Origin of the sequence: Komagataeibacter europaeus, from assembly GCF_002173515.1 — a bacterium.
Taxonomy (GTDB): Bacteria; Pseudomonadota; Alphaproteobacteria; order Acetobacterales; family Acetobacteraceae; genus Komagataeibacter; species Komagataeibacter europaeus.
In genome coordinates, this window is the sequence record NZ_CP021467.1 from 79,245 (window position 1) to 96,734 (window position 17,490).

Consider the following 17,490-nt stretch of genomic DNA (forward strand, 5'->3'; position numbering starts at 1 on the left):
AGGTCGGCTTCGCCTTGGGTGCCGAATAACCGGCATCAGAGGAGAGTTTTCCATGACCACAACCACCATCCTGCCCCCTGCGTCCCGTGGCGCCGCGTCTGGCGGCTTCCGGATCGATCCTTCGCGTGGGGAGCGCAGCGCCCGCGTATCGTCCGAATGGTTCTCGCGGCCCGATGACGAGCGCTACCTGTCCCTGTCTGACCTGCATGCCGCCACACTTGCCCGTGCCGAGCGCGCCACCGCCCGCACGGTGGAAAGCCGCGCCATTCGCGTGGAAGCATCCCGCGACGATGCCGAGCGCCTGACTTTGACCGTTCCGGGACAGCATGAGCCAATCGCACCGACCCACTGGTCCTTTGGCCAGATGTGCAGTCTGGTCGGTGCGCCGTCGTCCTATCTGCGCAATCTTCCCGCCCCACTGGCGGCGATCAACCTGCAGCACGGCCTGCTGTCGCATCGGGCCGAACTGGTCAAGACGCTGGAAACCGAAGACGGTCGGGTGGAACTGCGCGCCGTCACGGGGCCGGATTACGGCCGCATCTGGGACCATGAACTGGTCGGCGCGGTGCGCAAGATCGCCGGCGACGGCACGGGCGATACCAACTGGAAGGTGCCCGGTGTGATCGACTGGGCTACCATGACCCATAATCCGTACGTGGACATCACCAGGGAAACCACGACGCTGTATGCGTCAGACAGGGACGTGTTCCTGTTTCTTGTCGACGATACACACCCGATCGAGGCGGGCCGCCTGCCGAACGGCGATCCCGATCTCTATTTCCGGGGCTTCTACGCCTGGAACTCGGAAGTCGGCAGCAAGAGCCTCGGCATTGCGTCATTCTATCTGCGCGGGGTGTGCCAGAATCGCATGTTGTGGGGCGTGGAAAATTTCGAACAGATCACGATCCGGCATAGCAAGTTTGCAGCGTCCCGTTTCGTGCATCAGGCGACACCAGCCCTGCGGAATTTCGCCACAACCAGCCCGGCCTCGTTCGTCTCCGGCATTCAGGCTTCGCGTCGGGCGCTGGTGGCAAAAACTGATGAGGACCGCGAAAGTTTCCTGCGTCGTCGTGGGTTCTCCAAACCGGAAACCACCAGGATCATCGAAACAGTGCTGCACGAGGAGGGACGCAAGCCCGAGAGCGTGTTCGATTTCGTGCAGGGCATTACCGCACTGGCGCGGACGAAGGCCAATCAGGATACGCGGCTGGATCTGGAGGAGAAGGCCCGCAGGCTGATGGAGCGTGCGTCCTGAAAGCCGATTTTCCGTTTTTCTGTAAAGCCGTTTTTACGAGCCCGGCCCCTGCGCCGGGCTTTTTCGTTTCGGGAGTTATTCCGATGGCCGATTTCTTCACGCATTTTTCCTGCGTGCTCGATGTGGGCACGGTGGAAAACGCTGCCAAGGCGCTCGACCTCTATAATAAATTCATGGACGAACTGGCGGCGGAAGACCCGCCCTCTGACGGTTTTGTCCTGTCGATCGTGCCTGAATATGGCGGCACGCAACTCTGGATACACGATGAGACGACCGGCGATCCGCAGCAGGTCGTGGACTTCGTGCTGCGCTGCGCACGGGCATTCCGGCTGCGGGGCCGATGGGGGTTCCAGTGGGCCAATACGGCCTCACGTCCCAGGATCGGAGCCTTCAGCGGTGGCGCGCATCTGCTTGACCTTGGCAGGCGCAAGACGATTTCATGGACGACCACCGATCGCTGGCTGGCGATCGCCCTCGACGGAGGCGATCCCGAAACAGGAGGAGGGCAAGGGTAATGGCCTCGCATGATGCAGGCGATCTGGCCCGTCGTCTGGCGGAGAACGCGGAGGCGGTGTGCCGGCGGTATCTTTCCGCCGGTCGCCGTCACGGCAATTACTGGCTGGTCGGTGACGTACGCAACACGCCGGGGCGGTCGCTGTTTGTCCGGCTGCACGACACCGCCAATGGCAGGGCGGGAAAATGGACGGACGCACAGTCGGGCGAGCATGGCGACCTGCTCGACGTGATCCGCGAAAGCCTCGGCCTGGGGGATTTCCGTGACGTGGCCGACGAGGCGCGCGCCTTCCTCAGCCTGCCTCGACCCGATCCGGTACCGTCGTCGCGGGATCGTCCGGTTCAGGAACGTGGACCTGCCAACTCTTCCGAAGCGGCGCGACGGCTCTGGGCCATGTCCGGGCCGATCGCGGGCACGTCCGTAGAAGCGTATCTCCGTAGACGCGACATTACGCTTTTGCACGGAACCGAAGCCCTGCGCTTCCATCCGCGCTGCTTTTACCGGCCGGACGAAGACAGTCCGACCGAGACCTGGCCCGCGATGATCGCCGCCGTCACCGACCTCGACGGCACTCTGACCGGTGTGCATCGCACCTGGCTGGCGGAGGAAGGGCGCGGCAAGGCACCGGTCGATCACCCGCGTCGTGCCCTGGGGGGCCTGCTCGGCCATGCCGTGCGCTTCGGGGTGGCATCCGACGTGCTGGCCGCCGGGGAAGGCATCGAGACGGTGCTGTCGCTGCGGCAGGTTCTGCCCGATCTACCGCTGGCCGCCTGCCTGTCCTCGGCGCATCTCGCCGCCCTGATCTTTCCGCCACTGCTGCGCCGTCTCTACGTCCTGCGCGATGACGATCCGGCCGGGGACCAGGCGCTGGCGACGCTGCACGCCCGTGCGGATGACGCCGGGATCGAGGTGATCGGCCTGTCGGCACGGCTGGGCGATTTCAACGATGACCTCAGGGCCTTTGGGCGCAGTGCGCTGCGGGCGATCCTGCATCCGCAACTCGCGCCATCGGACGTGGCACGCTTTCTGGAGACCGCCGGCACCTGAGCGGGCCGGAAAGAGGGGCAGGCGGTTCCAGTCTTCGTTCTCTGCGGGCCTGTTCGTGTCCTTCCGTCCGGCAGGTCCACGCCCCGGCCTTTCAGGTGGGGAGCGGGCGTCAGCCGGGCCAGGCCTTCAATGGCGGGGACCGGCTATTTTCCGCCGCGCCCTCACACCCCACGCGGCAGGCCGCGTGGGGACCCCGGTTCGGCGCGCTTTGCACCGCGAAGCAAAATAGCCGGCCCCCTGCCATCCTTCGCTGTGCTGCGGCCGCGCGCGAGCGCGCGGTTCCGGCCTGTCCCTGGTCTGCCGCTATCCGCCCCCGGAAAGGCCGCGAAGGGCGCGGCCGGAGACCTGGGAGGACCGCATCATGACCCGCACGACCGACGATTTCGAACTGCCGCACGCCGCTTCATCCACCGCCCACGTGCTGGCCGAACTCCAGATGTATGGCTACCGTCCTTTCGAGGACGAGCCGGACCCGAGGCCGCTGCCCGAAGCTCCGCGCATCGGAGGTGCTGTGGCCGACATCTTCGACGCCATTGCCGCGACGCTGACCGACACACGGCTGGAACCCGATCTTGAAGCGTTGCTCTGGTCTGCCGTGAACATCTTCCACCGCATGGCCGGCCAGGTCGAGCGTGAGCTTGACCGCAACGAGCAGGCGCAGAAGCGCAGTCAGCAGGAACAGGATGGCAGCGAGATCCGCTCGGTGGAGCTGGAGCGGTTGATTGCCGAAGGGCTGACCCTGATCGAGCGTCGCAACGCCTATGAGATCTTCCGCGACGAGGCGCAGGAGCAGTTCGAACGCCTGACCCTGAGCGCGTGGCGACCGAAGACCGGCTCGCTGGTGTCACGCCGCACCATGACAGCCTCCATGATCGACAGCCGCGACTTCCTCAATGCCCGCCGTAAGGCCGAGGGCGAATTGCTGGTTCCGCCCGGTCCTAAGGTGGTCGTGACCGGCGGTCTCGATTTCGACGACCATATCCTGATCTGGGATCGGCTGGACAAGGTACGTGCCAAGCATCCGGACATGGTTCTGCTGCACGGCGGCTCGCCCAAAGGTGCCGAATTCATTGCCTCACGTTGGGCCGATCACCGCGAGATTGTACAGATCGCCTTCAAGCCGGATTGGACGAAGCATGCCAAGGCAGCCCCCTTCCGTCGTAACGATGCGCTGCTCGACACCATGCCGATCGGCGTCATGGTCTTTCCCGGAACCGGCATTCAGGAAAATCTGGCCGACAAGGCGAAAAAGCTCGGCATCCCTATCCTGCGGTTCGGAGGCGGCGCGTGAGCGCCGTCTTCACTCCGGATTATCCGTGACGGCGATCCGCGCGGCGCGGGCATAGAAGGCCAGTTCGGTATCGCCGGACGCCAGTACGATTCTCGTTCCGTCGACACATCATTTTCGCTATGATGCGAGTGCGCCGTGGTGGTGGTGGCAGGCGCACCCGTCCGACATCGTCGATTGCACGGAGACCACCACCATGTTCATCCTTGCTCCCTTCCTGCTCGTTGCCGGCATTGGCTTCCTGTGCTGGTTCTTCTTCACCGTCGCAGTTTTCGCACTGCCCTGTGCTACCGGTCTGATGGCTGCGCTCTGGGCCTTTGATACCGGTGCCGGCCTATTGGGTGCGGTCATCATCGGGTTTGTCGCGGGAGCCGCGACCTTCATTCTCGGCCAGATCGCATTCGCCTGCGTGCCTTGGGCGTGGCTCAGGCTGCTGATTGTCCTGCTCTATACCGTGCCCGCTATCATCATGGGCTACAGCACCACACATGGGATTGCCCAGATGATGATGCCGTCTGCGGCATGGCAGTTCTTTTTTTCCGTCATCGGCGCGAGCGCGGTGGGGATCACCGCTTTCATCCGTTTTACAGCCGTGGCCCCACCCGGACCGTCCGGCGGGAACATCGCGCGCGTCTGACCCCGTCCCGGCAGACTGCAGGCAGGGGACCAGACCAGATGCTTCGTATGGCTGCCAGTCCTGTCATCGGGGGAGGGCGGCTGACGCGGCGTTGGCTCGTCTCAACGCGTTGCTGGCCCTGGTCGCTTTCCTCTTGGAACCTCTCGGTCATGGACGGCCCTCGCCTGCGACTGGCTGGCAGAAACAGCGGATAGCGCGGCCACCTGTCTGGCATCGTCCCCAGCCACCGGGTCATGTCATGGCCCGAAACGAACGCGTGACGACGCTCATGCTCTTTCCTGCCGGACCCTGTACGCCGAGGGGGCCTCATGTCCTCCGTGATGGTCGCTCTGTCGGGCCACGCACGCATACGGCCTCTGAAAATGGCTGATCTAGCCGAGGGGCGGCTGCGCCTCGATCGTCTCTGGCGCAACGGCAGGCCGTAATTTTCTTCCCCTGACGGCTGCGCCGTCATTCCTCGCGAGACAAGAAAATTCCGTCCCGCCGTCCTCCGCTGCGCTGCGGCCCTGAAGGGTGCGCCGCCGATCGCCCCCGGCTCGTCGATCGCCATCGAGGCCGCAATGGTGCGGGCTCGATAACAGAGATCACGGAGCAGTATCATGGCCACCATCGGCACCTTCAAGAAGTCCGGCAACGAGTATGTCGGCGAGATCGTCACCCTCTCGGTTCAGGTCCGCAATGTCCGCATCGTTCCCGAGACCGGACGCCAGAGCGACAACGCCCCCAGCCACCGGGTGTTCGTCAACCGGGCCGAGATTGGAGCCGCCTGGTCCAAGCAGTCCAACGAGGGACGCAGCTATCTGGGCCTCAAGCTCGACGATCCGAGCTTCAACGCCCCGATCTTCGCCAACCTCTTCAATGACGAGGACGGCGAGACCTGGAGCCTGATCTGGTCTCGCCCCAACGGTCGCCGCAACGGCGACTGAGGTGCCAACGATTCCCCGCCCGGCCGGTCCGGGCGGGGCCTTCGTATGATCGGTCGGGAAACGGCGGGCGTCCCCATCGCGTCGCGCCCGATCCACCCGTGTGCGGGCAGGGAAGGGGAACAGGGCTTCCCTCAGCCTTCCCATTGTACCATGCCCGACGTGAACCGCCTCAAGGACGCGCGGTCCCCCCAATTTTGCCCGGCGCACCCTGCGGGCACACCAGACAAAATCGGCTCCCCCGCGCGCCGCTGGCGCGGTCGCCTGCGGCGATCCCTGACCCGGTTCACGCGCGCATGAGGCGACGGCCTGTCTTCGACAAACGAAAGGAGCAGGACGATGACCACATTACACGACCATATCCAGATGCTGCGCGCCGAACTGACCAGCTTTCACCTCAGCCACCGTGAGCGGGCCAAAATCGAGCGTGAACTGAAGCAGGCATGTGTGCAATTCGCAACGAAATGCCGCGACGGAGAGGCCCCCGCATAGAGCGGGGGTCTTTTCGTCTGGTCGCCCGTACCCATGGCAGGCCCACTGGCGGTCCTATCGGAAGCAGGACGCCGGTTTTTCCTCACCATCCCCCTGAAAGAACGATATTGAATCTCCACGATACGACTATTATAGTCGTATTTCTGGTGTGGATGTCTGGCATGTCGGATGTGATCATGGATGATCACTGGCCGACAGGTTAGGGCGGCACGGGCACTTCTGAACTGGACACAGGAACGGCTCGCTGAAAAGGCCCTCGTAGCATTGACCGCGCTCAAGCGCCTCGAATCCGAGCGCGGCCTTGGCGTTCAGGAGGGCACGATCGATCAGGTCCGCCGCGCATTGGAGGCGGCGGGCATCCTGTTCATCGAGTCCGGACAAGGGCGTGGTGTGATGTTTCTTCACGAGACTTCCGATCCCCAAGCGCGACAGAATGCGGGGCGTCGCGGACGCAGCCCGTCCTGAGCGACCTGATTTTCGTAGTCATTCTGTTGGGCGCTGCGTTGTTTTTATGTCAGCGCGGAACCATCGGACGATCATCATTGCATGGATTTGTTATCACATCGATCTGATTGCGGTATCACGAGGGACCGCCATGACCGACCTGCCTTTTCAGGATTGTCCACCTCTGACGGCGCGTGTGAACCCATACGACGAGCAGCATCTCGAACTTTACCTGCGCCTGCTGATCGCCGAGGAGGAAGGTGCCGACTGGCGTGAAGTGGTCGAGGTGCTGTTTGGGCTCGATCCCGCGCGCGAACCCGAACGTGCCAGAACTGTCCATGCGAGCCATCTGGCACGGGCGCGCTGGATGACCGAAGTCGGCTACGGGCATCTGCTGGCGCCACGTCTGCAATAGCTGGACTTCGCCAGCCCGCGTCTTCGTCCTCCTCGACACTCTCCCCGATAAAAATTCAGGGTCTATGCACTCGCGGTTCCGGTCCGGTTAATCGAGGCTGCCCCCTTGCCGTATGAGGGGCCAGACAGAGAGAGGCCGTCATGCCGACACCCTTCTGGCGTTCACCGGAAATACGCGATCATATCAGCACTCTGGACCGTTCCGGTTTTGCCGTCGAGTTCCTGCGTCGTAACGCGGCGTATCGTCGCGACTACGCCCGCCTGCAACGGCGGATCGCGCGTCGGCGTGTCGATGCTGCTGCCGAGTGCGCGGCGTTTGTCCATCGCTGGGGGCTGTGCTTTTGTCCATGCTCCCGATGAACCTGCCCGGCGTGGTCGTATGGTCTGGCGGCCGGAGGTTTCACCGGCGACGCTGATCCTCACGCCAGCGCCGTCGGATTTCGCGGTCGTTGCCCCCATTGAGCCGACGGTGCTGGGGACGATCCTGTCCCGTCATGACGACATGGACGACACGTGGCTGGCGATCGGAGATACCGCTGGCGATCTGTTCGTCCGCCTTCTGGCTCCATCGGCAGCAAGCCGCCCTGCCGTGCTGTTGCCGATGGATGCGGTCGCCGAACTGCGTCTGGATGTGGCGCTGCGTTTTCTCCGCAGGCAGCGCGGTCAGCGCGTCGCCCTGCTTCCGCGTGCCCTCCAGCTCACGCCGCTCCAGCGTGCGCGGCAGATCATGCTTCTGCTCGCTTTCGATATCCGCGAGGCTGGTGGAACCACACGCGACATCGCCGTCGCGGCGAACCGTTCATGGCAGGCGGGTTTGCCGGCTGTCGAATGGCGCAACACGGCGGCGCGTCGCCATGCGGAACGCCTGCTTCTTGATGCCGAAACCCGGGTCCGGGGCGGCTATCTCGATTTCTTGCGCGGCGGATAGCGTCAGCCGTTTTTTCGCTCTCCTGCGCTGTTTGCCTCCCTTTTCCCAACGCTGTCCCCCGCCCGGTTACGTCCGGTCGCGCTCCGGCGCGTCACGACCCGTGGAGGGTGGACATTGAGTCCGAAAAATCTTCGTCCACCCCCAACGCCTGTTTTCTGCGCCACCGTCATCCTGATCCGCCGCCCCATCCCTGCGGCGCTTCGAAACCAGATGGAGGCGTACCATGCTTGACCGAACCGCACCGTCGCCGACGCGCTATCTGCGCACTCATGAAGCCGCCCGGATTCTCGGCCTTTCCCCGCGCACGCTGGAAAAATATCGCTGCCACGGAACGGGACCGACGTTCCGCAAGCTTGGCGGTCGCGTCGTCTATCTGATCGACGATCTCGACCTCTGGGCTGCGGCCGGTGCGTGCAAGTCCACCTCTGACCCGAATTACGACGCGGCGCGTGCCGCCGGGCAGGTTCCGCGATGAATACCGCGTCAGGCATGTCGCACTCCCGGTCCGCCAGCGAGCGCAGCAGGCTTCACCCGTTTGTGGTCTCCGGCGGGGATGCCAGCCCGCGCGATCAGCGTGACCTAATGGAACGACCATTTTTCTCGCTCGCCAAGGCGAAACGCACGGTGCCGATCCTCTACGCAGCTGGCGACGTCCGTGTCGAAGTCCTCGGCATGCCCGAACACGGCATGGCGACGATCTGGGATGCCGATGTGCTGATCTGGGCTGCCAGCCAGATCGTCGAGGCGGAAAATCTTGGTCTTACGACATCGCGCTTCCTGCGTTTTACGCCCTATCAGCTCCTGAGCGGTATCGGGCGTCAGACGGGGGCGCGGGATTACGGGCTGCTCAAGGCGGCCCTGGCCCGGCTCCAGTCCACCGTGGTCGCCACCACGATCCGCAACGGCCAGAACTGGCGCCGCCAGCAGTTTTCCTGGATCACCGAATGGGAGATCTGTGCCAGCCAGACGGGCCGCGCCGCCGGTGTCGAGATCGTCATTCCCGAATGGTTCTATCGCGGCGTGATCGACCGTTCGCTCGTGCTGGCCATCGATCCGGCCTATTTCCGCCTGACCGGCGGCATCGAACGCTGGCTCTATCGCGTCGCCCGCAAGCATGCCGGGCGACAGCAGGCGGGCTGGGCCTTCGAGATTGCCCATCTGCACCGAAAATCCGGCAGTCTCGCCAGGGTGGCTGACTTCGCCTGCGACATCCGGCGCATTGTCGCCCGTCAGTCCTTGCCTGGTTACCGGCTGGGCATCGAGCGCGATGGTATGCGCGAGTTGCTCCGCATCCTGCCTGCCGACTTATCCACAGATCCTGTGGATAGTCATGTGGATGGTATCGGGACTTCGGGCGTTGGGACTATCGGGACATCAGGCGTGCCACTATCGGGACTTCAGGCGTGCAAACCCCAGCTAAGTCTTTGGCCTGAAACGGCGATTCCAGCCCTTAACTTATCTAACTTAGAATCTAACTCTTATGTTGTTGGGACGGGCCGCCTTGCGGATAACGGCCGTGACCCATCCGTCTCCCGCCGGCAGGGGCGTGGAGGCGGGCCATGATCGTGGCGCTCCTCAACCAGAAGGGTGGTGTCGGCAAGACGACGCTGGCGCTGCATCTTGCCGGCCAATGGGCTCGGGAAGGCCGGCGCGTGACGGTCATCGACGCCGACCCGCAAGGCTCGGCGCTGGACTGGTCAGCACAGCGGGCGAGGGAAGGGCTGCCCAGACTGTTCGGTGTCGTAGGACTGGCGCGCGACACGCTGCACCACGAGGCTCCGGAACTGGCTCAGGGGGTGGATCACGTCGTCATCGACGGTCCTCCGCGTGTGGCGTCCTTGTTGCGCTCCGCCCTGCTGGCCGCCGACCTGGTGCTGATTCCCGCCCAGCCTTCGCCGTTCGATGGCTGGGCCTCGGGCGAGATGCTGCGGCTGCTGGCCGAAGCGCGGCTCTTCCGTCCCGGTCTGCTGGCCCGCTTCGTGCTCAACCGCTGCGCCACGCGCACGGTCATTGCCCGCGAGACCCGGCTGGCGCTGGCCGGGCATGACCCGGCGGCGCTCATGGCGCGGATCGGCCAACGGGTCGCTTTCGCCGATGCCGCACGTTCCGGCCGCCTGGTCTGTGACCTGCGACCGCAGGGTATCGCAGCCCGTGAAATCGCCGCGCTGGCGGCCGAGATCGGGGGGCTGGCGTCATGACCGGGACACCATCCCGAAACGGCTTCGCATCGCGTCCTGCCGACCCCGAGCGTTGGGTAAAGGCAGCGGACAGGACTGCGCTCGCCAACAGTTTTACCGCCCGGCTGACGATCGACGTCACACCGGCCTTGCGCGCCCGCATCAAGGTCGCGGCGTTCCAGCGCGGCATGACCGTCGCCGATACGCTGCGCGCGCTGCTGGCCCGCGAATTCCCTGACAATTCCGGAGACGTGCCATGAATGGACGACTTCCTTCGCCGACGCATCTGCGCGCGGCGTCGCTGACCCATGTCGAACTGACCTGGATCGAAAAACGTGTCGAGCACTGGTTGCGCTTCGGTCAACGCGCTGACGAACAGATCCTTGACGATCGCCGTAGCATTTCCAGTTTCGCGCCGGGCAGCATCTTTGCCTTCGTCCGCTGGGCGTCGGACGATCTGGGCATCACGGTCTCGCGCATCGACATCGTGCGGGCGGTGGCGGTAGGAAGCCCGTTCCAGACCCTCCCGTTTGTGCGTCCTGGCGGCGAAATCCTGCTGCGTGTCGATAGCTGGCCGAGGGTTGAACGTGTGCTTCAGGCGATCAACGCCGTTGAGGCGCTGGGTCTCGATCCGGCGGACGCGGCACCCGAATACTGGCGGCATCTGCACCATCGCATCACTGTCGGACATGAGCCGCGTGCCTATACGCGCGAGCAGCATTCAGCATGGCTCAAGCGGCGGCAGGTGATGTCATGACCCGGCGTGGCTGGTTCTTTGCGACCTATTTTGCCGTACTCGGTGTGGGTGCGTCGATGGTCGTTCATCCTGCGCCACGGCTGATCTGGAACGAGACGGCGAGCGTGCCCGTCGGGTTGTACCGATTGCATAGGAACCCCACACCGCATGTCGGTGATCTGGTCGCCGTCCGTCTGCCAGCGCGCGAGGCGATGCTGCTGGCAAAACGCGGCTACCTCCCTCCCGGTGTGCCCCTGCTCAAGCCTGTAGCGGCTATCGCTGGGCAGTCCGTGTGCCGTATCGGGCAGCGCGTAACCATCGACGGAAAATTCACTGGCGACGCGCAATCCCTCGATCACCGGGGCCGTCCATTGCCCGTCTGGCAGGGGTGCCGACATCTCGCTTTCGGGGAAGTCTTCGTCATGAACCCGGCCGAGCCACGCAGTCTCGACGGTCGGTATTTCGGCCCGTTGCCCCTGTCCACCGTCATCGGTCGCGCCACCCCGGTCTGGCTTCCATCCGGGAACAGGCAGCCTGTCACCGTGACCTTCAATCCGTCACTGAAAGGGCAATGAAATGGCACAGATCGGTCTTTTTACCCGCACCAAAGCCGGTTTTGTCGGGCGTATTCGCACCCTTACCGTGACACAGGACATCATCCTCGTTCCGGCTGAGTTTTCCGATGCCGAACATGCGCCGGATTACCGCGTCCATCTCACCGACGCTGATGGCCCGGAGGTTGGTGCGGGCTGGAAACGCACTGGCGAAAGGGCAGGTGATTACATCGCCGTGGCACTCGATGATCCCGCCTTCGCGCAGCCGATCCGTGCCAATCTCTTCCGTGCCGGTGGGGAGCGTGCGGTCTGGGTGCTGAACTGGACGCGTCCGTCACGGCGTGTCGAACGCGGGGAATGAGACGATGCGACGCATCTTCTTCCTCGCTGTCGGTGTTATTGCAATCGGCGTATCGGGCGCACCTGACCTGTCATGGGCGGCATCGGTTCCAGCGCCCGCTGACACCGATCCTTATGGTGCGGTGATCGCTGAAGCCGTGCAGCGCTTCAACATTCCCGCCACATGGATACGGGCCGTCATGAGCGCTGAGAGCGGTGGTGATATTGGCGCGATTTCATCGAAAGGCGCGCTCGGCCTCATGCAGATCATGCCCGCGACCTGGAGCGACCTTCGTACCCGTTACGGGCTGGGAAGCGATCCGTTCGATGTGCATGACAACATCCTCGCGGGCGCTGCGTTCCTGCGCGAGATGCACGATCGTTACGGCTCGCCGGGTTTCCTGGCAGCCTATAACGCCGGGCCGGGGCGCTATGAGGACTACCGTGATCGGCAACGTCCGCTGCCACCCGAAACGCGCGCCTATGTCGCCGGATTGCTGTCCCTGATCGGTCAGGGCGGTGGTGAATCGTTGCTGCCGGTTTCGCATCCTGATCCGCTGTTCTGGACCCGTGCACCGATTTTCGTCGTGCAGTCGGACGACGCGAGGAAAGGCGTTCCGGTTGCAATGAAGCTGCCGTCGCATGGTGTTCGAAGTGACATCATCGCGCATGGTCTCGCGCCTGTCAGGCCGCTTTCGGATGGGTTGTTCGTTGTCTCTTCCGCATCGGGAGCAATGCCATGAATGCGCACTTTTCCGCTCTCTCTTCTGCCGATTTTCCACGGTTCGTGGGTGACGCTCGGGGCAGCAGACATCATCGCGGGGTAGGTGCAGGCAGGGGTGAACAGGCGCTCTGGGGCAGGGGGAATGAGAGGCGAGATAAAAGGGCGCACATTGCGCCTCGGTTGGGGTGTCGGTTTTCCTGCGTTTTTTCGTTCTTTCAGCAATGTTTCCTCTTCTTTGGCAATGTTTGCCGACCCTGTTTTCCTTTGTTGCACCAGCCTTTTTCGCACATTGGAGGGTCCAATGGCCCGCGAGAATGACTTCCGGCCCCGTCTGGGTCGCATCCGCTCGCCGCGCGCCCAGCGGCTCAAGCCCTTCGTCGCCCAGGCCCTTGCTTCGGCCCAGCGTGCCGGTGGCGGCGGGTTCCGCTCGGGCCGCAACGGCAGTGGTTCCCGTTCGTCCTTCGGGCGTGGCCGCATCGCGGCAGCCAGGGCCAATCGCCTGCTGACCAGCCGAGCCCGCCGCGTGACCGTCAAGGCCCGTGTCGTACGCCATAGCGGGCGCAAGGCGCCGCTCGCCGCCCATCTGCGTTACCTGCGCCGGGAAGGGGTCACGAAGGACGGTGAGAAGGCACGGCTCTTTGGTCCCGGCATCGACGATGCCGACCCGAAGGCGTTCGCCGAACGCTGCGAGGACGACCGTCACCATTTCCGTTTCATCGTCTCGCCCGAGGACGCGCCCGACATGGCCGACATCAAGGGCTATGCCCGCGAACTGGTCGGGCAGATGGAAAAAGACTTCGGCACGAAACTGGACTGGGTGGGGGTGGATCACTGGAACACGCAGCACCCCCACGTCCATATCCTCGTGCGCGGTGTAGCCGAGGATGGCAGCGACCTTGTCATCTCGCGGGATTATATCAAAGACGGGTTGCGCGCCCGTGCCCAGGATCTGGTGACGCAGGAACTCGGGCAGCGCAATGACATCGAAATTCACCGCGCCCTCGAACGTCAGGTCGATGCCGAATACTGGACCCAGCTTGACCGGCAGCTTCAGCGCGATGCGGGGCGCGATGGCGTCATCGACACGGCGCCTTCGCCTGGTGAGCAGCCCGATCCGTTCGGGGCATTGAAGGTCGGACGCCTGCGTCGGCTGGAAGGGCTTGGTCTCGCCCATCAGGTTGGAGAGGGGCAATGGTTGCTGGATGAGACGGCCGAGGCGACGCTGCGTGAACTGGGCGAACGCGGCGACATCATCAAGCGCATTCACCGTTCCCTGGCCGAGCGCGGGATCGAGCGGAGCACGTCGAGTTATGTGCTGGCGGGCGAAAGCCTGGATGTTCCCGTCATCGGCAGGCTGGTTGATCGTGGTCTGGACGATGAACTGAAAGGCACGGCCTATGCGGTCATCGACGGCGTGGACGGGCGTACGCATCATATCCGCTTTCCCGATCTCGATGCGACCGGGGACAGTGTAATGGGTTCGGTGGTGGAACTGCGCGCCTTCGATGACCGGAAGGGGCAACGGCGTGTGGCGCTGGCTGTGCGGTCTGATCTGTCGATCGAGGATCAGGTGATGGCGCGAGGGGCCACCTGGCTCGACCGGCAGGCAGTGGCGCGCGACCCTGTTGCATTGGGGCAGGCGGGCTTTGGCGCCGAGGTCCGTGAGGCGATGGAGCGCCGGGCGGAGCAACTGATTGAGCAGGGTCTTGCCGAACGTCACACGCAGCGGGTGGTTCTGGCGCGCAACTTGATCGGGACGCTCAGGGACCGGGAGGTCCGGGAAGTTGGAGAGCGGCTGGCCGTCGAGACGGGACGGACATTCAGCCAGTCGGGTTCGGGGGAGTATGTCACCGGCACCTATCGTCAGCGCATGGTGCTGGCCTCGGGTCGCTATGCGATGATTGATGACGGGCTTCAGTTCCAGCTTGTGCCCTGGACGCCATCGCTGGAGAAGCAGCAGGGCAGGCACGTCTCCGGTGTCGCGCGCGACAATGGCGGGATTGACTGGAGCTTCACCCGGAACAGGGGGCTGGGTTTGTGAACCAGCGCTCCTGTCAGTCCGGCTGGGGTTCCCACGGGTTGAGCAGGGGGACACCGCATGGCAGGAAATCCGCGACGTTGCGGGTCACGACCGTCTTGCCATGAACCAGCGCGGTCGCGGCGATGAGGGCATCACGTTCCGAACGGGGATCGGGGACATGGAGCCGGGTGCAGCGCAGGGCTACGGATGTATCGACGGGAAAAATACGCCCTTCGAACGCAGGAAGGACATGCTGTTCCAGCCAGGTCCGCAGGATCGTGCCAGTGGCTCCGTCGCGGCGCTCCACGCGCAGGATGCCGTTTTCCAGTTCCATGACGGTGATGGCGGAGAGATACAGATCTTCTGCCTCCACGCTATCCGCCCATGCCGCGACATTCGGGTCGGCTTTCCCGGCACGGATTTTTCTCAGTTCTGAAACGACGTTCGTGTCCAGCAGGAACATCAGGAAAAATCGGCCGGGCGGAGTGTGATATTGGCGCGAGGCGGATCGAATGCGATGTCCGCAGCTTCCGGCATCGCCAGAGCGTCCGCGATCTTGCGCGGATGGTGTGTCAGACGGCGGTATTCCTCAATACTGAGCAGGACATGGGCCGTGCGTCCCCTGTCGGTGATGAACACCGGTCCCTCGGCCGCCGCCTTCTTGGCCCGGCTGGTGTCCTGGTTGAACTCGCGGCTTGAAAGTGTGGTGATGCTCATGTCCGGCCTCCAGACTGCAATGTAGGAACATTACTACATAATGAGAGGGAGTGCCAGAAAATCCATGTCTGGTCGGGGTTCGCATCATCGTTGGCCGCAGCACCCGTCCAGCCACAAGACCCGGTTATCATTCGACTCCCGCGACCTTCGCTCAATGTGATGACGGTCTGGGCCGCACCGGACAAGTATTTTTTCCCTGCCATGCGCCGGGATGCGACGACGCGGGAAAAGCCCTTGCGGAACGGAAAATGGCCGCCCGACCTGTTCCTGCGCAAGGAGGAATCGAAAATGCCGGGAACCAAAATTCAATGGGGACAGGTCGCGGTGGTCCTGTCCATTGTCGTCCTGTCCTGGTGGGCCGCGACCCAATGGACGGCCTGGGAACTGGGCTTCCAGCCTGAACTCGGTCGGCCCTGGTTCGTGCTGTTCCATCACTGGTCGGTCTACGCGCCGCCGCTGTTTTTCTGGTGGTGGTTCGAATTCGACGCCTATGCCCCGAACGTCTTTGCGCGCGGGGCGTGGATGGCCGGATCGGGTGGGGTGCTGGCTTTCGCCGCCGCCGTGACGCTGTCGGTCCATCGCGCCCGTGAAGCCAGGAAAATCGAAACCTACGGGTCGGCACGCTGGGCGGACCCGGACGAGATCGCGAAAGCCGGGCTGCTTGACCCGGATGGGGTGGTGCTTGGCCGGTATGGCAAGGCCTATCTGCGCCATGACGGACCGGAGCACGTCCTGACCTTTGCACCAACGCGCAGTGGCAAGGGTGTCGGTATGGTCATCCCGACGCTTCTGACCTGGCCTGGCTCAGCTATTGTCCACGACATTAAGGGCGAGAACTGGGAGTTGACGGCGGGATTTCGCGCCCGTTTCGGTCGCGTCGTGCTGTTTGACCCGACCAATGCGATCTCGTCCGCCTATAACCCGTTACTGGAAATCCGGCGTGGAGAGTGGGAAGTCCGCGATGCCCAGAATGTCGCCGATATCCTCGTGGACCCGGAAGGCAGTCTGGAGAAGCGCAATCACTGGGAGAAAACCTCACACTCCCTGCTTGTCGGCGCCATCCTGCATGTCCTCTATGCCGAGCCAGACAAAACCCTCGCCGGTGTCGCCAATTTCCTGTCGGACCCGAAGCGCCCGATCGCCACCACGCTGTCGGTCATGATGCGGACAAACCATCTGGGTGAGAAGTGGCCACATCCTGTTGTTGCATCGGCCGCGCGCGAGCTGCTGAACAAATCGCCCAATGAACGCTCGGGCGTGCTCTCCACTGCCATGTCCTTCCTTGGCCTGTACCGTGATCCGGTGGTGGCGGAAGTCACCCGGCGCTGCGAATGGCGCATTGCCGACATCGTTGGAGGGGACCGCCCAGTGACGCTTTACCTGACCGTGCCCCCCTCGGATATCAGCCGCACCAAGCCATTGATCAGGCTGGTGCTGAACCAGATTGGCCGTAGGCTGACGGAAGACTTGGAGGCTGCGGCACAGCGACGGCGCCTGCTACTGATGCTCGACGAATTTCCGGCCCTCGGGCGTCTGGATTTCTTTGAATCGGCGCTGGCTTTCATGGCGGGCTACCGGATCAAAAGCTTCCTGATCGCCCAGTCCCTCAACCAGATCGAACGGGCTTATGGGCCGAACAATTCGATCCTCGACAACTGCCATGTCCGGGTGAGCTTCGCCACCAACGATGAGCGGACGGCGAAACGTGTGTCTGACGCGCTTGGGACTGCCACCGAGATGAAGGCGATGAAGAACTACGCGGGGCACCGGCTTTCGCCCTGGCTGGGCCATCTGATGGTTTCGCGCTCGGAGACGGCACGCCCGCTGCTGACGGCGGGAGAAGTCATGCAGCTCCCGCCAGCGGACGAGATCGTCATGGTCTCCGGTCTCTATCCGATCCGCGCGAAGAAGGCCCGCTATTTCGAGGATGACCGCTTCCGCGAGCGCGTTCTTCCTCCGCCTGATCTTCCGCGCCCGAAAGATGGCCGTCCCGACGACTGGAGCACGCGACCGTTGCCGCCACGCCCACCGGCGCCGGATGCCGGGGCGGAGCCGACGGAGGACGAGGGGGATGAAGACCCGAAACAGTCTGCCCGCCGCCGTCAGCCAGAACTGGGTGAGGGAACGGTCGAGAAGAAGGAGCCGATGGAAAATGAATTCGCACCCGACCCGACTGACGAATTCGACGACATCGCGCCCCGTAACAACCGGATGAACGATCTCATGCGCGGTGTGGCCCGGCAGGCATCGCTCGACTGTGGCGACGAGCTGGAACTGTGAG

Annotated in this window: 23 protein-coding genes; 21 read left to right on the forward strand and 2 right to left on the reverse strand. The window is 63.8% G+C overall.

Translation table 11 applies throughout. The annotated features are described in order from the left end of the window. Nucleotides 1-52 precede the first annotated feature (52 nt). The 20 genes from S101446_RS00360 to S101446_RS00460 all read left to right on the forward strand — a co-directional run bounded on the left by S101446_RS00360 (nucleotide 53) and on the right by S101446_RS00460 (nucleotide 14,513). The gene (locus S101446_RS00360) at nucleotides 53-1,255 is read left to right on the forward strand and encodes a DUF932 domain-containing protein (RefSeq protein ID WP_087607222.1); all 1,203 of its coding nucleotides are present in this window, start codon (nucleotides 53-55) and stop codon (nucleotides 1,253-1,255) included. A gap of 83 nt (nucleotides 1,256-1,338) precedes the next feature. Then, nucleotides 1,339-1,770 (forward strand): hypothetical protein, encoded by a 432-nt coding sequence (locus S101446_RS00365; RefSeq protein ID WP_087607223.1) that lies wholly within the window; start codon nucleotides 1,339-1,341, stop codon nucleotides 1,768-1,770. Continuing rightward, complete coding sequence (locus tag S101446_RS00370; protein WP_087607224.1) at nucleotides 1,770-2,816, forward strand: DUF7146 domain-containing protein; 1,047 nt, start codon at nucleotides 1,770-1,772, stop codon at nucleotides 2,814-2,816. Before S101446_RS00365 ends, S101446_RS00370 begins: the two co-directional genes overlap by 1 nt. A gap of 361 nt (nucleotides 2,817-3,177) precedes the next feature. After that, entirely contained in the window at nucleotides 3,178-4,107 is a 930-nt protein-coding gene (locus tag S101446_RS00375; protein WP_087607225.1) for a DUF2493 domain-containing protein, read from the forward strand. A gap of 193 nt (nucleotides 4,108-4,300) precedes the next feature. Further along, nucleotides 4,301-4,741 carry a hypothetical protein gene (locus S101446_RS00380; protein WP_087607226.1) on the forward strand — a complete coding sequence of 147 codons (441 nt, stop codon included), beginning with the start codon at nucleotides 4,301-4,303 and terminating at the stop codon, nucleotides 4,739-4,741. Nucleotides 4,742-5,340: 599 nt separating this feature from the next. Then, complete coding sequence (locus tag S101446_RS00390) at nucleotides 5,341-5,667, forward strand: DUF736 domain-containing protein (RefSeq protein ID WP_087607227.1); 327 nt, start codon at nucleotides 5,341-5,343, stop codon at nucleotides 5,665-5,667. 336 nt (nucleotides 5,668-6,003) lie between these two features. Beyond that, complete coding sequence (locus tag S101446_RS17930; protein WP_162900377.1) at nucleotides 6,004-6,156, forward strand: hypothetical protein; 153 nt, start codon at nucleotides 6,004-6,006, stop codon at nucleotides 6,154-6,156. A gap of 264 nt (nucleotides 6,157-6,420) precedes the next feature. Next, on the forward strand, nucleotides 6,421-6,621 hold the full coding sequence (locus S101446_RS00400; protein ID WP_456303536.1) for an XRE family transcriptional regulator: 201 nt from the start codon (nucleotides 6,421-6,423) through the stop codon (nucleotides 6,619-6,621). A 130-nt stretch (nucleotides 6,622-6,751) separates the two neighbouring features. Continuing rightward, nucleotides 6,752-7,015: a DNA -binding domain-containing protein gene (locus S101446_RS00405; protein WP_087607229.1), complete on the forward strand. Its 264-nt coding sequence runs from the start codon at nucleotides 6,752-6,754 to the stop codon at nucleotides 7,013-7,015. A 140-nt stretch (nucleotides 7,016-7,155) separates the two neighbouring features. Beyond that, on the forward strand, nucleotides 7,156-7,374 hold the full coding sequence (locus S101446_RS18285) for a transcriptional regulator domain-containing protein (RefSeq protein WP_087607230.1): 219 nt from the start codon (nucleotides 7,156-7,158) through the stop codon (nucleotides 7,372-7,374). 19 nt (nucleotides 7,375-7,393) lie between these two features. Continuing rightward, nucleotides 7,394-7,942 (forward strand): DUF2285 domain-containing protein, encoded by a 549-nt coding sequence (locus S101446_RS00415; protein WP_244184318.1) that lies wholly within the window; start codon nucleotides 7,394-7,396, stop codon nucleotides 7,940-7,942. A 223-nt stretch (nucleotides 7,943-8,165) separates the two neighbouring features. Beyond that, entirely contained in the window at nucleotides 8,166-8,417 is a 252-nt protein-coding gene (locus S101446_RS00420; protein ID WP_087607231.1) for a helix-turn-helix transcriptional regulator, read from the forward strand. Beyond that, nucleotides 8,414-9,505 (forward strand): replication initiator protein A, encoded by a 1,092-nt coding sequence (locus S101446_RS00425; RefSeq protein ID WP_208620530.1) that lies wholly within the window; start codon nucleotides 8,414-8,416, stop codon nucleotides 9,503-9,505. The genes S101446_RS00420 and S101446_RS00425 overlap by 4 nt, the downstream gene beginning before the upstream one ends. Next, the gene (gene parA / locus S101446_RS00430; protein ID WP_087607232.1) at nucleotides 9,502-10,140 is read left to right on the forward strand and encodes a ParA family partition ATPase; all 639 of its coding nucleotides are present in this window, start codon (nucleotides 9,502-9,504) and stop codon (nucleotides 10,138-10,140) included. Before S101446_RS00425 ends, parA begins: the two co-directional genes overlap by 4 nt. Continuing rightward, nucleotides 10,137-10,379: a hypothetical protein gene (locus S101446_RS00435; protein WP_087607233.1), complete on the forward strand. Its 243-nt coding sequence runs from the start codon at nucleotides 10,137-10,139 to the stop codon at nucleotides 10,377-10,379. Before parA ends, S101446_RS00435 begins: the two co-directional genes overlap by 4 nt. Beyond that, nucleotides 10,376-10,876, forward strand: a complete 501-nt coding sequence (locus S101446_RS00440) for a DUF2840 domain-containing protein (protein WP_087607234.1) — start codon at nucleotides 10,376-10,378, stop codon at nucleotides 10,874-10,876. The genes S101446_RS00435 and S101446_RS00440 overlap by 4 nt, the downstream gene beginning before the upstream one ends. Further along, the gene (locus tag S101446_RS00445) at nucleotides 10,873-11,430 is read left to right on the forward strand and encodes a S26 family signal peptidase (RefSeq protein ID WP_087607235.1); all 558 of its coding nucleotides are present in this window, start codon (nucleotides 10,873-10,875) and stop codon (nucleotides 11,428-11,430) included. Before S101446_RS00440 ends, S101446_RS00445 begins: the two co-directional genes overlap by 4 nt. Before the next feature lies 1 nt (nucleotide 11,431). Then, complete coding sequence (locus S101446_RS00450; protein WP_087607236.1) at nucleotides 11,432-11,770, forward strand: DUF736 domain-containing protein; 339 nt, start codon at nucleotides 11,432-11,434, stop codon at nucleotides 11,768-11,770. A 4-nt stretch (nucleotides 11,771-11,774) separates the two neighbouring features. Next, entirely contained in the window at nucleotides 11,775-12,491 is a 717-nt protein-coding gene (locus tag S101446_RS00455) for a lytic transglycosylase domain-containing protein (RefSeq protein WP_087607237.1), read from the forward strand. Between the two features lie 282 nt (nucleotides 12,492-12,773). Further along, on the forward strand, nucleotides 12,774-14,513 hold the full coding sequence (locus S101446_RS00460) for a relaxase/mobilization nuclease domain-containing protein (protein ID WP_087607238.1): 1,740 nt from the start codon (nucleotides 12,774-12,776) through the stop codon (nucleotides 14,511-14,513). Between the two features lie 13 nt (nucleotides 14,514-14,526). Here S101446_RS00460 and S101446_RS00465 read toward each other — a convergent pair whose 3' ends face one another. Continuing rightward, nucleotides 14,527-14,955 carry a type II toxin-antitoxin system VapC family toxin gene (locus tag S101446_RS00465; protein WP_087607239.1) on the reverse strand — a complete coding sequence of 143 codons (429 nt, stop codon included), beginning with the start codon at nucleotides 14,953-14,955 and terminating at the stop codon, nucleotides 14,527-14,529. Then, nucleotides 14,955-15,209: a type II toxin-antitoxin system Phd/YefM family antitoxin gene (locus S101446_RS00470; RefSeq protein WP_010517990.1), complete on the reverse strand. Its 255-nt coding sequence runs from the start codon at nucleotides 15,207-15,209 to the stop codon at nucleotides 14,955-14,957. Before S101446_RS00470 ends, S101446_RS00465 begins: the two co-directional genes overlap by 1 nt. Before the next feature lie 288 nt (nucleotides 15,210-15,497). Here S101446_RS00470 and S101446_RS00475 point away from each other — a divergent pair, with 288 nt between their 5' ends. Beyond that, entirely contained in the window at nucleotides 15,498-17,489 is a 1,992-nt protein-coding gene (locus tag S101446_RS00475) for a conjugal transfer protein TraG (protein WP_010517992.1), read from the forward strand. Nucleotide 17,490: the final 1 nt, after the last annotated feature.

What these genes read in the sequence shown, in the direction of transcription:
- S101446_RS00360 (WP_087607222.1), top strand. Translation starts at nt 53, where the DNA reads ATGACCACAACCACCATCCTGCCCCCTGCGTCCCGTGGCGCCGCGTCT.
- S101446_RS00365 (WP_087607223.1), top strand. Translation starts at nt 1,339, where the DNA reads ATGGCCGATTTCTTCACGCATTTTTCCTGCGTGCTCGATGTGGGCACG.
- S101446_RS00370 (WP_087607224.1), top strand. Translation starts at nt 1,770, where the DNA reads ATGGCCTCGCATGATGCAGGCGATCTGGCCCGTCGTCTGGCGGAGAAC.
- S101446_RS00375 (WP_087607225.1), top strand. Translation starts at nt 3,178, where the DNA reads ATGACCCGCACGACCGACGATTTCGAACTGCCGCACGCCGCTTCATCC.
- S101446_RS00380 (WP_087607226.1), top strand. Translation starts at nt 4,301, where the DNA reads ATGTTCATCCTTGCTCCCTTCCTGCTCGTTGCCGGCATTGGCTTCCTG.
- S101446_RS00390 (WP_087607227.1), top strand. Translation starts at nt 5,341, where the DNA reads ATGGCCACCATCGGCACCTTCAAGAAGTCCGGCAACGAGTATGTCGGC.
- S101446_RS17930 (WP_162900377.1), top strand. Translation starts at nt 6,004, where the DNA reads ATGACCACATTACACGACCATATCCAGATGCTGCGCGCCGAACTGACC.
- S101446_RS00405 (WP_087607229.1), top strand. Translation starts at nt 6,752, where the DNA reads ATGACCGACCTGCCTTTTCAGGATTGTCCACCTCTGACGGCGCGTGTG.
- S101446_RS18285 (WP_087607230.1), top strand. Translation starts at nt 7,156, where the DNA reads ATGCCGACACCCTTCTGGCGTTCACCGGAAATACGCGATCATATCAGC.
- S101446_RS00415 (WP_244184318.1), top strand. Translation starts at nt 7,394, where the DNA reads ATGGTCTGGCGGCCGGAGGTTTCACCGGCGACGCTGATCCTCACGCCA.
- S101446_RS00420 (WP_087607231.1), top strand. Translation starts at nt 8,166, where the DNA reads ATGCTTGACCGAACCGCACCGTCGCCGACGCGCTATCTGCGCACTCAT.
- S101446_RS00425 (WP_208620530.1), top strand. Translation starts at nt 8,414, where the DNA reads ATGAATACCGCGTCAGGCATGTCGCACTCCCGGTCCGCCAGCGAGCGC.
- parA (WP_087607232.1), top strand. Translation starts at nt 9,502, where the DNA reads ATGATCGTGGCGCTCCTCAACCAGAAGGGTGGTGTCGGCAAGACGACG.
- S101446_RS00435 (WP_087607233.1), top strand. Translation starts at nt 10,137, where the DNA reads ATGACCGGGACACCATCCCGAAACGGCTTCGCATCGCGTCCTGCCGAC.
- S101446_RS00440 (WP_087607234.1), top strand. Translation starts at nt 10,376, where the DNA reads ATGAATGGACGACTTCCTTCGCCGACGCATCTGCGCGCGGCGTCGCTG.
- S101446_RS00445 (WP_087607235.1), top strand. Translation starts at nt 10,873, where the DNA reads ATGACCCGGCGTGGCTGGTTCTTTGCGACCTATTTTGCCGTACTCGGT.
- S101446_RS00450 (WP_087607236.1), top strand. Translation starts at nt 11,432, where the DNA reads ATGGCACAGATCGGTCTTTTTACCCGCACCAAAGCCGGTTTTGTCGGG.
- S101446_RS00455 (WP_087607237.1), top strand. Translation starts at nt 11,775, where the DNA reads ATGCGACGCATCTTCTTCCTCGCTGTCGGTGTTATTGCAATCGGCGTA.
- S101446_RS00460 (WP_087607238.1), top strand. Translation starts at nt 12,774, where the DNA reads ATGGCCCGCGAGAATGACTTCCGGCCCCGTCTGGGTCGCATCCGCTCG.
- S101446_RS00465 (WP_087607239.1), bottom strand. Translation starts at nt 14,955, where the DNA reads ATGTTCCTGCTGGACACGAACGTCGTTTCAGAACTGAGAAAAATCCGT.
- S101446_RS00470 (WP_010517990.1), bottom strand. Translation starts at nt 15,209, where the DNA reads ATGAGCATCACCACACTTTCAAGCCGCGAGTTCAACCAGGACACCAGC.
- S101446_RS00475 (WP_010517992.1), top strand. Translation starts at nt 15,498, where the DNA reads ATGCCGGGAACCAAAATTCAATGGGGACAGGTCGCGGTGGTCCTGTCC.